Genomic DNA, 18,715 nt, shown 5'->3' on the forward strand with positions numbered 1-18,715 from the left:
CCCGTCGGGGGTGGGGCCTGATGGTGACCGGGGTGCTGGGGGCAGCTGTGTCGGATCAACCGAGTCGTCTTGAAGTGGCATTTGCCAGCTCCATCGAACGCAGGCGAGGGATCGCCGGGCCGTTCCGCGGCCGAGATGACCTGTACGACTTCGTGAGTCAGCTTCGGCTCGAAGGTATCCCGGTCGAGGCGTCGGCCGCCGTCCTCGACTTCGACCCGATGGATTTTCGGCGGTGGCTCGACAGGGACACGGTGGTTCAATGCCCGCCGGGTGATGGCCGCAACGGTTCGGCGCAGGTACTCGCGCTCGGTGGCGTCTCGCGTCCGATGCCCAAACGGGGTCGTCAGGAACCCGTGCCGAGTGACGAACTGCGTCGCGCATTTGACGTGCCGGTCCGAAAACGGGCATCCGAGCTCTTTTCTGAGCCCCCTCTCGACGAAGCGGGCTGGTTTCCGCTGGTGCGGTTGCTGGCCGGCGAAGGGGTGCCGGTGGATGTGAGCACCGCGATCCTCGGGGTGGACCTCGATGCCTACCGTTTCTGGATGGCCGATGGCCGAGGGCAGATCACCAGCGCCGTCGGCGACTCGGAAAGGCCCGCCTGAGCGGCGCCAACTAGGCTGGGACGCATGTCCGTGCCCCCCACGTCCCCTGGCCACAACCCATACGGTGGGCCCCCGGCCGCCCAGAGTCCCGGCGCCGCGACGGAGCCCACATCGAACAAACCGGCCATCCCGAACGCCACGGCGATCGCGACCGAGCTGTGGATCCTGGTGATCATTGCCCAATGCGTCATCTTCGGGTCGCAATACCGGCAGTTCTTCGACACCGCCGACGATGTCGCCAAGGACAATCCGGATGCGCAGTTGCCCGACGGCGTGATCTGGGCGGTCATCGCGGTCACGGGCCTGGTCCTGGCGGTGGTTTTTGCCGGGCTCACCTGGCTGGCCCGGATCGGCTACAACTGGGCACGACTGGCCCTGGGATTCTTCAGCTTCTTCCTCGTCGTGCAAACGGTGTCGGCATTCTTCGCCGACAGTTCGGACACCTGGGTGATGATCCCGACCGTGATCGGCGGAGTGGCGGCCCTCGGTGCCGGCGTGCTGCTCATGCATCGGGACTCTGACAAGTACTGCAGGGACATGACGCGGTGGCGCAAAGACAAGAAGCAGCGGCCGCCGTCGTACTACAACTCCCAGAACCACTACACCCCGCAGTACAACGCGCCGTATCCGCCGCAGCAGTACGGGCAGTACGGGCAGCAGCCCCAGCAGTGGCAGCAACCCCATGGACAGGATCAGCCGAGCCCCCAGGCGCCCCGTTACGGCGGCGAGGCCGGGGATCGTCCCGAGGGATACCAACCACACGCCGGTCCCGATGACTACAGTCCAGAAGACAACAGATCTGAGCCAGGAGACCGAACGTGAGCAGCAAGCCTGTCGAACCGGCCGCACCGCCGACCCTGGTCACTCGCGCCTACTGGCTGTGGACGATCAGCGGTGCGCTGATGGGCCTCTACGGGGTCGGGCTGATCGTCGCGAGCCTGATCGAGGGTATCGGCGGGTTCGTGGCCCTCGGGGTCTTCTTCACGGCCATCGGGGCCGCGTTGCTGTTCGCGGCGCGTAAGGCGTTCCCCGGCGATCCGCGGTGGCGGTCGGCGGTGGCCGTGTTCACCCTGATGTTGGTCGCACTCGGGATCATGGCGTCGTTCCTGATCAAGGGCGCTGCCGCGCTGCCCCTGCTGTTCAGCGTCATCGCGCTCATCGGATCGATGATGGCGTTCCGGCCCTCCTCGGATCCCTGGTTCGAAGACGAAAAATGAGCGGCGATCGCGAGTGGGATCCGGCAGAGGGCGAGACCCTGTTCTATGAGCCCGGCGGTGCCTGGTGGGTGGTGGCCATCGGCCCGGTGCTCTGTCTGATCGTGCTCATCACGGAGATCGTCGGCGGCGGTCAGCTGCATTGGCCCGCGCTGCTGGCCTTCGCGGTACTCATCGGCGGTTTCTCTCTGCTCCAGGTTTATGCGGCGCGCACCCATGTCAGCGTCCGGCTCACCGAGTCATCACTGCGGCAGGGTGCACAGACCATCCGCCTCGACGAGATCGAAGAGATCTTTCCGGAGAATCACGGCCACGAGCACGCGAAGTGGGAGAGTGCACCGGCGCTCGGCGAGCTGTCCGCGGTGCCCCGACGCCGGGGCGGTGTCGGCGTGAAACTGAGCGGCGGCCGCCTGGCGCAGGCCTGGGCCCGGGACGTCGACCGCTTCCGTTCCGAGCTGGTCCAGGCCCATCAGGCTGTGCAGATGGGCCTGGGACCGAAACGTCGCCCCGGCGACACGCCCGACTGACCACCGTCCCCGTCGAGCGTGCCGAACCGACCGTCGAGCGTGCCGTTGTTGCCGTTGGTCAGGCCGTCTGGTCGTCGATCATCGCTGTTCGCAGCAGTTCCTCGGGCACCGCGAACCCGTCGACGAGCGTGCGGGCGTGGGGACGCAGGCTCAGGCACAGTTCGTTGACACCGCGCCGGATGGCCTTGGCCCGTTCGACGGAGACGTGCCGGTGCATCAGGAACCAGTCGAGGTCGGCTTCGAGCGTCGAGTAGACGAACAGGTCGCAGACCTTGCCGAGCAACTCGGTGCCGGCCTTGCTGTCGCAGCGGTCGATCGCCTCGATGAATGCCTCGAGCACCACCCGCTCGGTGTGTGCGGTGCCGACCTTCAGCAGGTGATCCTGTGCGCTGTTGAAGACCTCGAACGGGTCGTTGCCCTCGTCGGTGGCGCGGCGCAGCCGGTTGGCGCAGGTTCGCAGGAGATGATCCTCACGGTTGCGCAGAAGCCGGATCTGCGTGCCGCGGTTGGTCAGATCGGACTGTTCGGGATCCTCGTCGCTGCCGTCCATCAGCGTTTGCACGACCTGGCGGGCCGCGGACTTCTCGAGGAAGACGTCGCGGGCCATCCCGGCGATGAACCGGGCCCAGCCCACGGCGTTGAGGCCGCGCACGTCGTCGGCGTATGCCGAGAGCAATTCCTTGGCCACCAGTTGGGTCAGGACCGTGTTGTCGCCCTCGAACGTGGTGAAGACGTCGATGTCACCACGCAGGATCGACAGCTGGTTCTCGTCGAGGTAACCCGCGCCGCCGCAGGCCTCGCGGCAGACGTTGATGGTGTTGGAGGCATGCCAAGTGGTCATCGCCTTCAAACCGGCTGCGGCGGTTTCCAATTCGCGTTGCCGATCCTCGTCGGCGGCCTCCGCGGACTGGACCTCGTGGAGTTCTTCGATGATCTCGTTCTGGGCGAAGGCGAGCGCGTACGACTTCGCGATCAGCGGCAGGAGCTTGCGCTGATGACCCAGGTAGTCCATGACGGTGATCTCGTCGGTGGAGTCGGGGGACTCGAACTGCTTGCGCTCCAGGCCGTATCGGGTGGCGATGGTGAGCGCTTTACGGCTCGCCGCCCCCGCGGTGGCGGCGACGCTGACCCGGCCGCGGATGAGGGTGCCGAGCATCGTGAAGAAGCGACGGTTCTGGTTCTCGATCGGGGACGTGTAGGTGCCGTCGGCCGTGACGTCGGCGTAACGGTTGAGGAGGTTCTCGCGCGGGACGCGGACGTGGTCGAACGTGATGCGCCCGTTGTCGACTCCGGGGAGTCCGCCCTTGTAGCCGCAGTCGCTCGTGGTGACTCCGGGCAGATCGTTGCCGTCGGCATCCCGGATCGGAACGACGAGACAGTGCACACCGCGACCGGTGGGCTCTTCGCCGGGACCACCGGTGATCAACTGGGCGAACACCGCCGCGACCCTGGCGTGCTGCGCGGCGCCGCCGATGTAGTCCTTGCGGGCCAGATGCGTGGGCGAATGGACGATGAACTCGTCGGTCGCCGGGTCGTAGGTGGCGGTGGTCTGCAACGCCTGCACATTGGAACCGTGCCCGGTCTCGGTCATGGCAAAGCAACCGAGGACGTCGAGGTTGATCAGGCCCTCGACATACTTCTTGTGATGCCGCTCGGTGCCCAGGTTCTCGATCGCGCCGCCGAACAGACCCCATTGGACGCCGGCTTTGACCATCAACGACAGATCGGCGTAGCCGAGCAGTTCGATCGCAGTGATCGATGCGCCGATGTCACCGGTGCCGCCATGATGTTCCTGGAAACCGGCTCGGGCGAATCCGGCCTCGGTCAGCTCACCCATGACCTCGAGCATCCGGGCGCGCGCCTGCCCCAGGGAGCGAGAGGGGTCGGGCAGCAGGTCGGCTCGGTTCAGTTGTTCGCGAACGTGTTCCCGGGTAGTTCGCCACCGACCATCCAGTGCGAGCCGGAGATTGTCGACGAGCAACGCTTCGTCAGCTTCTGGGGTTTCCGTTCCCGGAAGGTCGGCCGAGATGTCGTCTGAGCTGGCTTCGATGGCAGTCATGATTTCGAGCCTACCCAGCGGAGGCGACGCTCAATCCGCCATCACGTCGATGGGACGACGGTGATGGCGTCGAGACGTTCGAGGATGAAATCGCCCGAGGTCACCGGTGGGCGGCCGGCCTCTGCGCCGATGGGTGGTTCGAGCGGCGTGACCACTGCATCGTGATTGGCCTCATAGAAGAAGATCAGTGAGACGAGGTCCTCATCGGGGGTATCGGCCTGCGGCGGCAGGACACGGTGACGTCCGGCGGGCCACCGACCGCCGGTCCAGTATTCGAGGAGATCGCCGATGTTGATCGTCAACGCCGCCGGATCGTAGGGGGCATCGGCCCATCCGCCTTCGGTGCTGTAGACCTGCAGCCCACCGGCACCGGGCTCGCGGTCGAGCACGGTCACGGTCCCGAAGTCGGTATGGGGTCCGATCCGGTACTGGCCGTCTTCGACCGGCCCGGTCTCGGTGATCGCGGGGTAGTGGTTGATGTTCGCGGTCCAGGTTGCGAGATCGGTCAGGCCGAGAAAGGGATTGGCCTGCCCGGCCAGGCCCAGCGATGCCGCCATCAGATCGAGCAGATCGTCGGACAGGGACTTCATCTGGCTGCAGTATTCGACGAACAACCCATGCAGGTGCGGGACCTCCTGCGGCCAGACGTCCGGCGGGAACCACAGGGCGTCGACCTCCGGATCGCCGACCGGGGTCTGCGCGCCGCAGTTGTAGGTCTCCTTGAGGTCCGGTGGTGTCTCGGTGCCTTCGGCGTATCCGTTGGCCTCCATGCCCGGACCGATCCAGCCGCGCCCACCCACCGCGACGGCGTACTTTTGCTTCACTTCGGTTGGCAGCGCGAAGAATTCGCGTGCCGCCGACCGCAATGCGGCAGGTAGCTGCGGGTCGACGCCGTGTCCGGTGACCAGGAGGAATCCGGCCTGCTGCAGGCTCTTGTCCACGGCCGCACACAGAGCCTCCGCCGCCTCACCTCCGGCGCGCCACTGCGAGATGTCAACGGTCAGAATGGGACTGCTCACGACGTGCTCTCCTTCGGGGTCTCGGTGTCCACGGCGACACCGATGTCCTCGTTCCACAGCAGTGGATTGAGGTCGACGAACTCCGACATCATCGAGGCGCACAGGGGGTCGTCGAGCACGGTCACCGAGACGCCGTTCTCGATGAGCCAATCCTCGCCGCCGCGGAATGTGGTGTTCTCGCCGATGATCACGGTCCCGATGTTGAACTGACGGATCAGTCCACAGCAGTACCAGCACGGCGAGAGTGTGGTGACCATGATCGTGGACCGGTAGTCGGTCTGCCTGCCGGCGTTGCGGAACGCATCGGTTTCGCCGTGGACGCAGGGATCGTCGTTCTGTACCCGCCGATTGTGACCGCGTCCGAGGAGCGTGCCGTCGGCGGCGAACAGCGCCGCGCCGATGGGGATCCCGCCCTCGGCCAGGCTCTGCCTGGCTTCGGCGTAGGCGATCTCGAGCAGAGTGGTCGGGGAAACATCGAGGGATGTCGTCATGCCAGCAACGGTGCCCGGGATGCGGACTCGCGGCAACCGACATAGTGTCCCGGTAGCGATGCTGGCCGGCGTGCATTCCGTCCGGTCCCTGACGTCGATCGGTGAGAAGGGGACGCCATGGTCCTGACATTGCGGAACGTGCTCGACCGGCATCTCGCGGCCGCTGATCCGCAGGTCCTGAGCGGGTACGACGGCCTCGACAACGAGGTTCGGTGGGTGCATTCGAGCGAGATCTTCGAGATCGGGCCGCTGCTGTCGGGCGGTGAACTGCTGCTGACCACCGGACTCGGGTTGGCCGGGGTCGATGCGGGGACGAGGCGGCACTACATTCGGGAACTCGCGCAGCGCAAGGTTGCGGGGGTGGCCATCGAGATGGGCCGGACCTTCGACCAGGTGCCGGACGAAATGGTGCGCGAGGCCTCGGCCGTGCACTTCCCGTTGATCGTGCTGCGCACGGTGATCCCGTTCATCGATTTGTGCCGGTCGGCCAACACTGATCTGGTGTCGGGCGAGGTTGCGCTGCTGCGTCGGCGAGGTGAACTCGGTACGGAACTGCACGCAGAGATGGCGGCGGGCAACGGTGCGCCTGCGATGCTGAAACGTATTGCAGCCGCGACTGGTTGCCCGCTCGTGCTCGTGGGGAGCGGTAACGCGTTGATGGCGGCCGAGGGCGTCGACGACGATCATTCGGCGTGGCAGGCCGTGGATGCGCAGGTGGCGGCGGTGCCGGTGGGGATGCGCGGAGAGGTCATCGCAAGGTTGATCGCCGGCCCGGGATCGCCGCTTGATCGGGCCGGGTTGATCAGCATGCTCGAGGTCGGGGCCGGGCCGCTCGGGGTGACACTATCGTTGTCGCGGGAGCTCGGCGGACTTCCGCATCGGGCTGCGTCGGCGTTGGTCTCGGATCTGCTCGAGGCCCGTATCGATCGTCGGTCCGATCTGATGATGCGGTTGGGGGCAGCGGGTTTTCGGCCGTCGGCGTCCGCGAGGATCGTTCCGGTCGCGGTTGATGTGCCGACACCGCGGATGGCCACGCAGCTCAGCGCCTCTGCTGCCAAACGGATCTCGGCGCAGTCGATGCACGCGCAGGTACATGCGACCGCGTTTGCCCTGATCGCGCCGTCGAGGCTCGACCGCGACGACGTGACCGAGATAGTCGGTGCCTACGCGGGTGGTTCGGGTGCCGCGACGGTGGTGGTGGGCGATCCGTGTCGCCTTGACGCGCATGAACTCTCATCGGCGCTGGTGCGGGTACGTCACGCGCTGTCGCTCGCGGTGGCCGATCGGCGGTCGGGTTCACACGCGGATGCGGTCACCTCGGTCCGGGCGCTGGCCGCGGACCTGGCAGTGGAGACCTTGCCGGATAACGTGCGATCCGAGTTGGCGGCCGCAGCGCTCGGACCGGTGATCACCTGGGACAACGCCCACGGCTCGGAGTTGATCCACACCCTCGAAGTCCATCTGCGGAACGGGTGCAGCGCCACCCGGTCGGCAGCGGCGCTGAATCTGGGGCGGCAGAGTCTGTATCAGCGTCTGGAACGGATCCGTGGATTGATCGGCTTCGATTTCACTGCACCGCAATCCTATCCGGGACTGCTGATGGCCCTGTGCGCTCATCGCGCACAGGGCCGTCGCAGAGCCGACTGATCAGAACCACTTGTGGAGCAGTCCGAGGGGTGATCAGTCGGGCTCGGGTCATCGGCCGCAGATCAACGGATGGTTGATCAGACCGACCGGTAGTCCTTGTTGATCTTCTTGCCGCACAACAGGAGGTAGCCGACGAAAGCGATGACGAACCCGACGAAGAAGGCGATGTCGCCCAGCTCGGGCACCGTTTCGGCGACATAGCCGACCCAGCGTTCCTGATTGCCGAACAGCAGTACGGAGACCACCAGCCCGACCAGGAACGAGATGAGTCCGCCCCAGTTGGAGTACTTGGGGTTGTAAAGGAATTCGGCGATCGGCCGGTTCCGGCGCAGCAGTTGGTCGGCGAACATGATGCCCAACCACGGTCCGATCCAATAGGCCACGATCAGTAGGAAGGTCTCATAGTTCGCGGCCGCGTCGGCCAGGGCCCACCAGGCCACCAGGAATCCGACCACACCGAAGACTGCGGTGACCAGGGCCCGCTGGATTCCGACGGAGAACTTGAATCCCATTGTCACAAAGGCCATGGCGCCGGAGTAGAGGTTGATCGCGTTCGCCGCCACGGCGCCGATGGCAATCGCCAGCAAGGTGAGGTTGGCGACGACGGAAGGCATCGACGAGGTGAATGCGTCGGTGTAGTTCAAGTCGGGGTCGAAGCCGATCGTGACCGATGCCGCGCCGATCGCCATCAGAACGGTGGTGGAGATGAACAGGCCACTGGATGCGAAGAACCCGGTCTGGAGCTTGGAGACATCCCTCGGGAGGTAGCGGGTGAAGTCGGCGGCGTAGGGCGTCCAACCGGCGGTGTACCCGAAGGCTGCACCGACCGTCAGCAGGAATCCGCCGAGTGTGCCGCCACTTTCGCCCAACGACGGCATCGAAAGGTCTGCTTCGCTGAAGATGAAGATGCCGGCGATCACGAAGATGATCGCGAGGACCGGTGCGGCGGCCCGTTCGAAGCTCTGAACCAGGTTGTGCCCGAAGAACGCAAAGCCCGTCTGCAAGACCACGACGATGAGCAGCGCGATCGCGGACGGCACACCGATGAGCGTGTTGAGGGCCAGCGCGCCGCTGACGCTGTTGGTCGCAAACCACCCGACACCACACATCACGGCCATGAAGGTCGCCGGGACGATGTTGCCTCGGTACCCGAAACCCAAGCGGCCGAGCACCATCTGTGGCACACCGTGAAGCGGGCCGCGCGCGGACAACAGGAAGTGGGCAGCGGCACCGAGCAGATTGCCCAGGGCCATCGCGGCGACGGCCTGCCAGAAGGTCAGGCCGAAGTAGAGGACTGCGAGGATGCCAAGGAAGATCGTGGCGAATTCGAGGTTGGGGGCAGTCCAGGTCCAGAACAGGCCGCGGGGCTTACCGTGGCGTGCATCGAGCGGAATGAACTCGTTACCACCCGGTTCCACTGCGAGAACTTTGTCGCCGTAGGTGCCCGATGCAGTCTCCGGTTCCGGAGTGGCGCGGGGCGTCGTGGATGTCATTGCGCAACAATCTCCCGCGCAGCACCATGCTGCAACTGACATTTCGTCGGTTGGGATCGCCGATTCGGTGGTCGAATTGTCCGAATCGGCCACTGAACGGCAGGCCGGTTGCCGTGATGCTGCCGCCGGAGCCCGTCGGTCCTGCTTGAACGGGCTTTCGCGGGCGGCAGCATCACGCACTTTCACACTGTGGAGTTGTCAATTTTCATGCGCGGTCCCGACGGCGAGATCGGGTGCGCGAAGGGAAGTCGGTGAGGTCTGATCAGGCGGCGACGGGGTCAGGCGGCCAGGGTCAGGGTGCGTCGGTTGTAGGCCGGTAGACGTTTTCGTTGCGGGTCGATGTCGGCCGGCGGGATCAGCCAAGGATGTCCATCGGAACCCATGATCACGTCCCAGCCGGTGTTATGAACCGCCATATGACAGGTCCGACAGAGCAAGCATCCGTTCTCCAACGTGGTCAGACCGCCGTCCACGAAGTGCACGATGTGGTGACAATCCGACCAGCTGGCATGCCCACCGCACTTCACACAGCAGACGTCGCGGATGATGATCGCCTTACGCACCAGGCCGGTGAACAAACGTTTCGGTGGACTCAGATCAACCGGGACTTCTTGACCATCAAGGGTGACGGAGGTGATCGACGAATCACAGGCCAACGCAGCAGCAGTCGCTTCGGTCACCGGACCCATCCACGGCAGGGTCGCGGCCTCGGGATGATCTGCGGGCACGGTCACCATCACCTCGGTCCGCGGCGCCGACACCAACGTTTGCCCACCACCGCCGCAGTCCAACAATTGATGCAGCGCATCAGCGCGGCGTTGGGTCGGGGACCGCGGATCATCCGAGCCGTCGGGTTCGGGACGTGCCCGGGACCAGCGATCCAACGCCGAGTGCAACTTCTCTCCGATCACCGCATCCACATCGAACGTGCCGACACAGCGGCCCTCACGAACTTTGTATTCGAGACTGTTCAACGACCGGTCTTCTGCCGGCGGCGGCCCACCGGTATCTGCGGCGACCTCGTTGCCCAGTGCCCGGGCTGCGGCGCTGATCTCCGCCGGTGGTGCTCCGGAGATGGCCTGGTTCAACAGTTTTCGCTCGAACTCAATATTTTGTTCGGCGGTGATCGGATCCTCGGACCGCCCGACAACATGGGCGACACCTTTGACCACCGCGTCCACGTGCTCGGACGACAGGAATCCATCGCGCGAATATCCGGCCGTACGATCCAGGCCGGCCAAGCCAGACCCGATGCGCAACCACCGATACGCCGATGCCGGCGCCGCACCATTGGCCTGCAACAACTTTGATGTCGTCGACCCGGGCATACGGGCGATCCCCGACTCGTCGATCACCGCCGCACACACTGCAAGTTGATGCTCCGTGGCGTTGCGCAGCGTGATCAGATCCTTCACCACCCCCAACACGACATCCGCGTCGTCGGGTATCGGCAGGTCAACCAGATCGTCGACCATCTCGAGTAGTCGCATGGCACAGCACCTTCCAGCGGGAACACGAACCGGGAACGTCGACCGGAGTGTGTCTGCGGGGAAGGCGTCAGATACATGATGCGTGTGGTCGATTGACTCCACTGTACCTATTCGAACGCATGTTCGCAAGGGGTAATTCTGACCAAACGTAGTCAGCCTCAACCCCTTTCGATAGCATGACGAAATAGTTCGGTCAGACGGGCGTGTGCACCGCTTGGTTTCTCATCCAAGGGCTAGGTCAGCGCGATGTATTTCGTGGTCAGGTACTCGTAGATGCCCTCGGAGCCGCCTTCACGTCCTATCCCGGACTGCTTGACGCCACCGAACGGCGCGGCGACATCGGAGATGACGCCCCGGTTGATGCCGACCATGCCTGATTCGATCTTGTCGGCGACACGCAGCGCCCGGTCGAGGTCGGTCGTGTAAAGGTATGCGGCCAAGCCGTATTCAGTGGAGTTCGCGGCATCTATTGCCTGCTGCTCGGTGGAGAAGGTGCTGATCACGGCGACGGGACCGAAGATCTCATTCCTGACGATCTCGGCATCGGCGGCGACCTGGTCCAGCACGGTGGCCGGGTAGAAGCATCCGGCGTCATCGGAGGGGTCGGCGCCGAGGCGTACGCGCGCTCCGCCGGCCACCGCGTCGGATACGGCCGCGGCGATGGACTCCTGTTGTTTGCGGTTGACCATCGGGCCCAGGGTGGTCTTCGGGTCGTAACCCGGTCCGAGCACCAGGGCCTCCATCTTGTCCGCCAGGGCCGAGGTGAACTCTTCGGCGATGTCTTCGTGAACCAGAAAGCGATTGGCCGCGGTGCAGGCCTCTCCGCCGTTGCGGGTCTTGGCCGCAAAAGCGCCCTCGATCGCAAGGTCGAGGTTGGCATCGGAGAAGACCAGGAACGGTGCGTTGCCGCCGAGTTCCATGGAGGTCCGTTGTACGTTCGCGGCGGCATCGCCGAGTAGTGTGCGACCCACCTCGGTCGACCCGGTGAAGCTGATCTTGCGGACCCGCGGGTCGGCGATCAGGGGTTCGGTGACATCGGTTGCCTTGCTGGTCGGCAGCACCGCGAGGACGCCGTCGGGCAATCCGGCCTCGCTCAGAAGCTTCGCGAGGTACAACATCGTGAGCGGGGTTTCTTTTGCCGGTTTGACCAGCATCGTGCAGCCGGCGGCGAGCGCGGGACCGATCTTGCGGGTTCCCATGGCCAGCGGGAAGTTCCACGGTGTGATCGCCAGTGCGACGCCGACGGGCGCGTGCTTCACCAGGATGTTGCCGGTACCGGCGGGCGACTGGGTGAATCGTCCGGCGATCCGGACCGCTTCTTCGGAGAACCAACGCAAGAACTCACCACCGTAGTTGATCTCGGCCTTCGAGTCGGGTAGTGCCTTGCCCATTTCCAGTGTCATGATCATCGCCATGTCGTCGGCGTTCTCGCGGATCAACTCGAAGGTCGATCGCAGGATCTCCGAGCGGACCCGCGGCGCGGTGCCTGCCCACTCGTCAGCGACCGAGAGTGCGCTTTCCAAAGCGGTTTTGGCGTCCTGCGGGGTGGCGTCGGCGATCTGCAGCAGCGAAGTCCCGGTGGCTGGGTCGTAGACCGGGAAGGTTTCATTGTTGGCCGAGTCGACGGACTTGCCGTTGATCCACAGGCCGGCCGGAACGGTGTCCAGCAGGTCCCGGTAATCGGTGACCGGATCGGTGGTGTTCTCAGTCATGGCAGTTGCCTCCTGTGGTTTCGGTTGAGCAGTGCGAGCTCGGGTTTGGTTGGACGTCCAGTGACGGGTTGCGGTCGAAGAAGCCAAAGGGTTTGAGCCAGAACGACACCGTGTCGACCGGCATGATGGGCCAGTCTTCTGGCCGGGTGATGTGGTGGATACCGAAGGTGTACCAGAGGACCACGTCGGTGTTGTCGATGCTGCGGTTGGCCTTGGTCCATTCACCGAGTCCGGTGTCGGTGGCGGACTGGTTCACGAACTCGCCTGCCGGCCAACGCTCGTCGGGATGGTTGGGCGTCACCCACACGGTGTGCCCGATGACCTGTGCGCGCCCGAAGATCGGGGAGGCGGGATCGAACATGGCCGGGATGGCATCGCCGGGAACGAGCTTGTACGACGGATGGGTTCCCAAACCGTTGGTGGTGTTGGTGTTCACCACCTTCCAGGCGCGCTGCGTCGCCCAGTTCATGTCCTGTTTGCCCTCCTGTTCGGTGCGCAATGGGGTGTTGCGTTGCACCAACGACAGGCCGTACGGATTGCCGGGACCCATGGGTTCGATCTCGGTTTCGCTGGCATAGACGGTGTTCTCGGTGCCGTCGACGTCGAGGTCGAGCCTGGCGGTGAGGAAATGTTGGTGGAATGGCGCGTAGGTCCGATCGTCCACGAGAGTGCCGTTGGGGTGGGCGGCGCCGGGCGCGATCGGTGTGGTCACCATGATCCCGGTGGCGCGGACCTCGCATTCGATGTTGCCGTCCTGGTAAAAGCGCCAGTAGACGAGGTATTCGTAGTTCGCCACCGTGACATGGAACGAGACGGTGAGCCGGCGCATCCGTCGGACCTCGGCGCCGGCGTCGTGGTCGACGTGCTTCCACAGCACGGCGTTGTCTTCTTCGTGGATGCAGATGGCGTTCTTGATGGTGTACGGCTCGCCCTTGCTGTTGTGCAGGACCGCGTCGAGGTAGCGGATCTCACCGAGGCAGTCGCAGCCGAGTTCGAGCGATGTGGTCATGAACCCCAGGCCCCACTCGCCGATGTCGAATGCTGTTCTACGGTAGTGGTCTTCGGACGGGTCCCGGTAGGGGACCATCATCTCGGCGAACGACAGTCGATGTGCCACCGACCGCTCGCGACCACAATCGTTGTAACTGATCGTGTGCAGCGTCATTCCTTCGCGATGGTTGAAACCGACTCGTAGAGACCAGTTCTGCCAGGTCAGCAGGTTCCCGTCGAGGGTGAACGACGGTCCCTCGGGCTGGGTGATCTCCAGCGGTTTGAGTGGTTCCCGAGTTGACTTGGCCCGGATGCGCTCCGGGATCCGGGCCGGGACGTATTCACCCATGACCTCGGGCGGATCCACGGCGCCGGTGTCCTCGATCTCGAGCAGTTCCATCGTGTTGAGGTCGATGACACAGTGCAGCCCGCTGACCGGATGCGCATAGGGGTTGGCGCCGGGTTCGCCTTTGACCCAGGTGTCCGACCATCCGATCCGCCGGTCCCGATACTTCTCGGGCGCCACCGCGTCGCCGTAGGTCCAGGTGTCCATGAAGACCAGGTCGAGGTCGGTGATGCCGCGACCGGCCAGTGCCGCGATCACATCGGGATGCCTGCGTAGAACCTCATCACATTCCTCGAACTCGTCGACGGTGAAGTTCGGCTGCGCACCTGGGATGTGGGTGAACGATTCGACGGTGTCGTCGGTCAGCGAGACCACCGCCTTGTAGGTGGTGTTGCGGCCGCTGTCCAGGCAGGTGACGAGGGCCTTACGTGCGGGGACCGGGCCACCGACGGCGTGGTCGGCGAGTTCGGCCTTGCCGGGTTCGAGGAGCTCGATGGAGGTGAACCGCCAGCCATCGCCGACACCCTGATCACGTTGCAACAGGGCTGCGGTGGCCCGGAACTCGTCTTCGCGTAGGGGATCGAGCGGATGGAGCGCTGATGTCGTGGGCACGCACTGCTCCTAGGGGCCGGTGAGTTCGTTCAACGCGTCCTCGATGACATCGAGGCCGTCGTGCAGGAGTTCGTCACCGATCACCAGTGGCGGGAGAAGTCGGATCACGTTGCCGTAGGTGCCACACGAGAGCACCACCACCCCCTTGGCCAGGCAGGCGGCGACCAGATCTTTGGCCAGGCGCGGATTCGGTTTCTTGCCGTCGCGGTGGACGAGTTCGATGGCCAGCATCGCACCGCGTCCGCGGACCTCTCCGATTTCTTCGGTCACCGATGCCATTGCCTGCAAACGGCTTCCGGCGATGGCCTCGATGTCGCGTGCTCGACCGGGCAGATCCAGATCGGACATCACGTCGAGGGTCGCGAGCGCCGCTGCGCAGGCCACCGGATTACCGCCGTACGTGCCGCCGAGACCACCGACATGCACGGCGTCGAGCAGATCGGCGCGACCGGTCAACGCGGACAGCGGCATACCGCCGGCGATGCCCTTGGCCATCGTGACCAGATCGGGGACAAGCCCTTCGTGCTCGCTGGCGAACCAGGCGCCGGTCCGGGCGAATCCGCTCTGCACTTCATCGGCGATGAACACGATCCCGTTCGCCCTGGCCCAGTCCGCGATCGCGGGAAGGAAACCCGTTGCGGGGACGATGAATCCGCCCTCGCCCATCACGGGTTCGATGATGATCGCGGCGATCTGATCGGCCCCGATCTGGCTCTCCATCTGCGAGATCGACCGCGCGGCCGCGGTCGGTCCGTCGAGTTCGTCGCGGTACGGATACGACGTCGGCACTCGGTAGATCTCCGGCGGGAACGGGCCGAAACCGTGTTTGTAGGGCACGGTCTTGGCGGTCAAGCCCATCGTCAGGCTGGTGCGACCGTGGTAGGCATGGTCGAATGCGACCACGGCATCGCGACCGGTTGCCAACCGTGCCACCTTGATTGCGTTCTCGACGGCCTCAGCGCCGGAATTGAAGAGCACCGTGCGCTTTTGGTGATCCCCCGGCGTCAGGTGATTGAGGCGTTCGGCCACCGCGACGTATCCCTCATACGGGGTGATCATGAAGCAGGTGTGCGTGAAGTGTCCGGCCTGTTCGGCGACGGCGGCGGAGACCGCAGAGTTGCTGGCACCGACCGTTGTCACGGCGATGCCGGAGCCGAAGTCGATGAACGAGTTGCCGTCGATGTCGACGATCACCCCGCCGTCGGCATCGGCGGCGTACACCGGCACGGTCGAACCCACACCACCGGCCACCGCCATCGCCCGGCGGCCTTGCAGTGCGGCGGATTTCGGACCGGGTATCGAGGTGACGATGTTGCGTTCCTGGGGCAGGCGGTAGTTGACGCTCACTGTTGTCATCCTCATTCCACCGAACTCATGACGTGCTTGATGCGGGTGTAGTCCTCGACCCCGTAGCTGGAGAGATCTTTGCCGTAACCGGAACTCTTGAATCCGCCGTGCGGCATCTCTGCGACGAGCGGGATGTGGCAGTTGACCCAGACGCAGCCGAAGTCGAGTCCGGCGCTCATTCGGCCGACGGTGGCGTTGTCGGTTGTCCACACGCTGGAGGCCAGGCCGTAGCTCACGTCATTGGACATTTCGAGGGCCTGTTCTTCGGAGTCGAAGGCCTGCACCGTCACCACCGGTCCGAACGTCTCCTCCTGGACGAGGGAGTCCGTCTGTTCCACACCGGTGATCACCGTGGGTTCGACGTAGAAGCCTTTGTCGCCCTTCCGTTTACCGCCGGTGGCCACCGTGGCGTGCGGTGGCACCGAATCGAGGATCGACGTCACCTTCGTGAAGTGGTTGATGTTGTTGAGTGGGGGAACCGTTGTGCCGTTGGCCTTGTCGACGAGGGCATCGACGAACTTGTCGTGGATCGACGAGTGGACCAGGATGCGGGTGACCGCCGTGCAGTCCTGGCCTGCGTTGAAGAACGACGCTTCACCGATACCGTCGACGGCCTTGTCCAGATCTGCGTCTGCGAAGACCACCGCCGGGGCTTTTCCGCCGAGTTCGAGGTGGGCTCGTTTGAGGTTCTGCGCCGCAGAGACCGCGACCGCGATCCCGGCCCGCACCGAACCGGTGATCGAGACCATGCTCGGAGTCCGGTGTCCGACGATCTCGGCGCCGGTGGTGCCGTCACCGAGGATCACGTTCAACACACCGTCGGGCAGGATGCCCTTGGAGATCTCGGCGAGGACCAGCGTGGATTCGGGTGTGGTGTCGGACGGTTTGAGGACCACGGTGTTGCCGGCGGCGATCGCGGGCCCGATCTTCCACAGCGCCATCATCAGTGGGTAGTTCCACGGCGTGACCTGTGCGATCACCCCGACCGGCTCGCGACGCACGTACGAGGTGAAGCCATCCATGTATTCGCCCGCGGACTTACCTTCGAGGAGTCGTGCGGCACCGGCGAAGAACCGGATCTGATCGGCACCGACGGTGACTTCTTCGTCGGCGATCTGTTCGTCGGGCTGTCCGGTGTTGCGGGCCTGCGCGGCCACGAGTGCATCCGAGTTCGCCTCGATGGCGTCTGCCAGTGCCAGGAGCGCCTTCTGGCGGACCTTGGGGGTGGTCTTGCCCCACGATTTGAAGGCCAGTGCGGCGGCGGCCATCGCGGCATCGATGTCGGATCGGGTCGAGATCGGCGACACCCCGACCACGGACTCATCGGTGGGATTGATCAGATCGATGGTCGCGGTCGAATCCGAGGCGACGAAGACGCCGTTGATGTAGTTCTTCAGGGGCTCGTGTGCCATGACACCAGGTCACTTTCGGTTGCGGGTGGATGGAAACTCCTACCGCCACCCAGTCTTCGCCGCGGGGCCGCAAACCGGATCCTGACAGTTTGTCCAACACCGGGTCACCAACCTGCCACTCTGTACAATCGACTGAAGGTCATCCCAGGTCTGGGCCATTCCGTAGCAGGTGAACTCAGGGGGTAGCGGCAGTGAGCACAACGGTTCGTTGGCTGCTCGCCCAGCGCGACCTCGGCCTGACGTTGCTCGGTGGCCGCGCCGGGATCGACCGGGACATCGATTGCGCGTTGCCGTCGGAACTCCCGGCGCCACAGGAATGGCTGGCCGGGGGCGAACTGCTACTCACCACCGGACTACGACTGCCGGAGTCGCGGGAGGGACGTCTCGACTATCTGCGCGGACTCGGTGAGGCCGGTATCGCCGGCGTCGGGTTCGGTGTGGGCCTCGGTTTCGACCACGTCCCCCGGGATCTCATCGAGGCGGCCGACGATTGTGGCATCCCACTGGTCGAGGTGCCGCTGCCGGTGCCGTTCTCGGCGATCGCCCGGGCGGTGCTCGATCGGATCGCCGAACAGCGATACGACCAATTCGTTCGCGCGTCCCATACCCAACCGCGGATCACGAGGGCAGTGATATCCGGTGGGATGCCCGCGGTCGTCCGCGAGTTGGGGGAGGCGATCGATGCCGTTGTCGTGTTGCTCGATCATGAACGCGAACTGGTGAGTTCACGGCCCGCTGTTGTCGGTGCCGAACAGATCGAGATGGTGCGCGGTGAGGTCACGCGTGATCCCAATGCGGCAAGTGGTGTCACGATGACCGAAGAGCACACGGTCACGATCCAGCGGATCAGCGTCGGCGGCAGCGTATTCGGTTACCTCGCAGTGCTCAGTGCGTCACCGCTGGGCGACCTCGAGCGGGTCCTACTGGGGCATGCGACCTCGCTGCTCGGTCTGGAGCACGCCAAACCCCTTCAGGTGCAGCGTGATCAACAAGCCTTGCATGCTGATGCCCTGATGATGGCGGTGGCCGGTCCGCCACCGGCGGCCGCACGCAACATCGTGCTGCGGGCGGCTGATCGGGACGGCCGGGTTCGCGTTGCCACCGCGACATTCAGCAGTGTTGCGGCGGCGCAGCAGGCAGCGATCGCGGCGGCCGTCGAACTTCGATCGCGGTGGCGACCGGTGTTCGTGCACCACCTGGGACAGGAGATCGTGGTTCTGCTGCGTGGGGAAGACCAGCGGCGCGTTGCGGAATCCGTCCTCGGCGTCGTCGGGATCGGTGGTTGTCGCGGTGGATTGGGTTCGGTTGTGGCCGTTGATGGGATCGCCGAGTCCGCCCGCCATGCCAGGCTGGCCGCGGATGTGGCGGCGGAGGGTGAAGTGGTCGATCTCTTGGCGCAACGGTCGCTGCTGGCGCTCGATCCGGTCCGGAAGGCGCTGCGCGGGGCCCGGGTCTCGCGGCTCGGTCCGCTGGTGGACCAGGACCGCGAGCAGGGGAGCGATCTTGTCGAAACCTTGCAGGCCTACCTGCAGGCCAACGGTCAGTGGGATCCGGCGGCCCTGGCAGTCGGGGTTCATCGACACACACTTCGCAATCGGATCGACCGCATCGAGCGCCTACTACGCATCGATCTCACCGATGCCCGGACGCGAGCCGAACTGCTGCTGATCCTGTTGTCCGATCCAGACTGAACGCAACCTCACTGAACACACCATCACAGCCCGATTCGGACATGCCGGACGCGGGCAGGCTCG

15 protein-coding genes are annotated in these 18,715 nt (G+C 64.9%); 6 read left to right on the forward strand and 9 right to left on the reverse strand.

Translation table 11 applies throughout. The features are described from left to right. Positions 1-20: 20 nt before the first annotated feature. The 4 genes from AC51GR_RS02210 to mce1N are packed head-to-tail and all read left to right on the forward strand — an operon-like array spanning position 21 to position 2,343. The gene (locus tag AC51GR_RS02210; RefSeq protein ID WP_496322995.1) at positions 21-602 is read left to right on the forward strand and encodes a hypothetical protein; all 582 of its coding nucleotides are present in this window, start codon (positions 21-23) and stop codon (positions 600-602) included. Between the two features lie 24 nt (positions 603-626). Then, a complete protein-coding gene (locus AC51GR_RS02215) occupies positions 627-1,424 on the forward strand; it encodes a hypothetical protein (protein ID WP_496322996.1) in 798 nt (265 codons plus the stop codon). After that, a complete protein-coding gene (locus tag AC51GR_RS02220; RefSeq protein WP_496322997.1) occupies positions 1,421-1,819 on the forward strand; it encodes a hypothetical protein in 399 nt (132 codons plus the stop codon). The genes AC51GR_RS02215 and AC51GR_RS02220 overlap by 4 nt, the downstream gene beginning before the upstream one ends. Continuing rightward, positions 1,816-2,343 (forward strand): transport-regulating membrane protein Mce1N, encoded by a 528-nt coding sequence (gene mce1N, locus AC51GR_RS02225; RefSeq protein WP_496322998.1) that lies wholly within the window; start codon positions 1,816-1,818, stop codon positions 2,341-2,343. The genes AC51GR_RS02220 and mce1N overlap by 4 nt, the downstream gene beginning before the upstream one ends. Positions 2,344-2,401: 58 nt before the next feature. Here mce1N and AC51GR_RS02230 read toward each other — a convergent pair whose 3' ends face one another. The 3 genes from AC51GR_RS02230 to AC51GR_RS02240 are packed head-to-tail and all read right to left on the reverse strand — an operon-like array spanning position 2,402 to position 5,912. Then, positions 2,402-4,402, reverse strand: coding sequence for an acyl-CoA dehydrogenase family protein (locus AC51GR_RS02230; RefSeq protein WP_496322999.1), 2,001 nt, complete (start codon positions 4,400-4,402; stop codon positions 2,402-2,404). A gap of 41 nt (positions 4,403-4,443) precedes the next feature. Then, entirely contained in the window at positions 4,444-5,421 is a 978-nt protein-coding gene (locus AC51GR_RS02235; RefSeq protein WP_496323000.1) for an isopenicillin N synthase family dioxygenase, read from the reverse strand. Then, on the reverse strand, positions 5,418-5,912 hold the full coding sequence (locus AC51GR_RS02240; RefSeq protein WP_496323001.1) for a nucleoside deaminase: 495 nt from the start codon (positions 5,910-5,912) through the stop codon (positions 5,418-5,420). Before AC51GR_RS02240 ends, AC51GR_RS02235 begins: the two co-directional genes overlap by 4 nt. Positions 5,913-6,029: 117 nt before the next feature. On the opposite strand from AC51GR_RS02240, the gene AC51GR_RS02245 reads away from it, so the two are divergent. Next, positions 6,030-7,559 (forward strand): PucR family transcriptional regulator, encoded by a 1,530-nt coding sequence (locus AC51GR_RS02245; RefSeq protein ID WP_496323002.1) that lies wholly within the window; start codon positions 6,030-6,032, stop codon positions 7,557-7,559. 77 nt (positions 7,560-7,636) lie between these two features. Here the strand turns inward: AC51GR_RS02245 and AC51GR_RS02250 are convergent, their stop codons facing one another. The 6 genes from AC51GR_RS02250 to AC51GR_RS02275 form a co-directional block, all read right to left on the reverse strand. Next, positions 7,637-9,052, reverse strand: a complete 1,416-nt coding sequence (locus tag AC51GR_RS02250; protein ID WP_496323003.1) for a purine-cytosine permease family protein — start codon at positions 9,050-9,052, stop codon at positions 7,637-7,639. A 278-nt stretch (positions 9,053-9,330) separates the two neighbouring features. Further along, positions 9,331-10,542 carry an HNH endonuclease gene (locus AC51GR_RS02255; protein WP_496323004.1) on the reverse strand — a complete coding sequence of 404 codons (1,212 nt, stop codon included), beginning with the start codon at positions 10,540-10,542 and terminating at the stop codon, positions 9,331-9,333. 233 nt (positions 10,543-10,775) lie between these two features. Then, positions 10,776-12,254, reverse strand: coding sequence for an NAD-dependent succinate-semialdehyde dehydrogenase (locus tag AC51GR_RS02260; RefSeq protein WP_496323005.1), 1,479 nt, complete (start codon positions 12,252-12,254; stop codon positions 10,776-10,778). Then, on the reverse strand, positions 12,247-14,202 hold the full coding sequence (locus AC51GR_RS02265; protein ID WP_496323006.1) for a primary-amine oxidase: 1,956 nt from the start codon (positions 14,200-14,202) through the stop codon (positions 12,247-12,249). Before AC51GR_RS02265 ends, AC51GR_RS02260 begins: the two co-directional genes overlap by 8 nt. Positions 14,203-14,211: 9 nt before the next feature. Next, positions 14,212-15,558 (reverse strand): 4-aminobutyrate--2-oxoglutarate transaminase, encoded by a 1,347-nt coding sequence (gene gabT, locus AC51GR_RS02270; protein WP_496323007.1) that lies wholly within the window; start codon positions 15,556-15,558, stop codon positions 14,212-14,214. Positions 15,559-15,560: 2 nt separating this feature from the next. Further along, on the reverse strand, positions 15,561-16,961 hold the full coding sequence (locus AC51GR_RS02275) for an aminobutyraldehyde dehydrogenase (RefSeq protein ID WP_496323008.1): 1,401 nt from the start codon (positions 16,959-16,961) through the stop codon (positions 15,561-15,563). Positions 16,962-17,152: 191 nt separating this feature from the next. Here AC51GR_RS02275 and AC51GR_RS02280 point away from each other — a divergent pair, with 191 nt between their 5' ends. After that, complete coding sequence (locus tag AC51GR_RS02280; RefSeq protein ID WP_496323009.1) at positions 17,153-18,652, forward strand: PucR family transcriptional regulator; 1,500 nt, start codon at positions 17,153-17,155, stop codon at positions 18,650-18,652. Positions 18,653-18,715 lie beyond the last annotated feature (63 nt).

This window comes from Williamsia sp. z71, assembly GCF_059553375.1.

Excerpts from the sequence above, each read along its gene's own strand:
- AC51GR_RS02210 (WP_496322995.1), top strand. The coding sequence starts at position 21 with ATGGTGACCGGGGTGCTGGGGGCAGCTGTGTCGGATCAACCGAGTCGT.
- AC51GR_RS02215 (WP_496322996.1), top strand. The coding sequence starts at position 627 with ATGTCCGTGCCCCCCACGTCCCCTGGCCACAACCCATACGGTGGGCCC.
- mce1N (WP_496322998.1), top strand. The coding sequence starts at position 1,816 with ATGAGCGGCGATCGCGAGTGGGATCCGGCAGAGGGCGAGACCCTGTTC.
- AC51GR_RS02230 (WP_496322999.1), bottom strand. The coding sequence starts at position 4,402 with ATGACTGCCATCGAAGCCAGCTCAGACGACATCTCGGCCGACCTTCCG.
- AC51GR_RS02240 (WP_496323001.1), bottom strand. The coding sequence starts at position 5,912 with ATGACGACATCCCTCGATGTTTCCCCGACCACTCTGCTCGAGATCGCC.
- AC51GR_RS02245 (WP_496323002.1), top strand. The coding sequence starts at position 6,030 with ATGGTCCTGACATTGCGGAACGTGCTCGACCGGCATCTCGCGGCCGCT.
- AC51GR_RS02250 (WP_496323003.1), bottom strand. The coding sequence starts at position 9,052 with ATGACATCCACGACGCCCCGCGCCACTCCGGAACCGGAGACTGCATCG.
- AC51GR_RS02255 (WP_496323004.1), bottom strand. The coding sequence starts at position 10,542 with ATGCGACTACTCGAGATGGTCGACGATCTGGTTGACCTGCCGATACCC.
- AC51GR_RS02260 (WP_496323005.1), bottom strand. The coding sequence starts at position 12,254 with ATGACTGAGAACACCACCGATCCGGTCACCGATTACCGGGACCTGCTG.
- gabT (WP_496323007.1), bottom strand. The coding sequence starts at position 15,558 with ATGACAACAGTGAGCGTCAACTACCGCCTGCCCCAGGAACGCAACATC.
- AC51GR_RS02275 (WP_496323008.1), bottom strand. The coding sequence starts at position 16,961 with ATGGCACACGAGCCCCTGAAGAACTACATCAACGGCGTCTTCGTCGCC.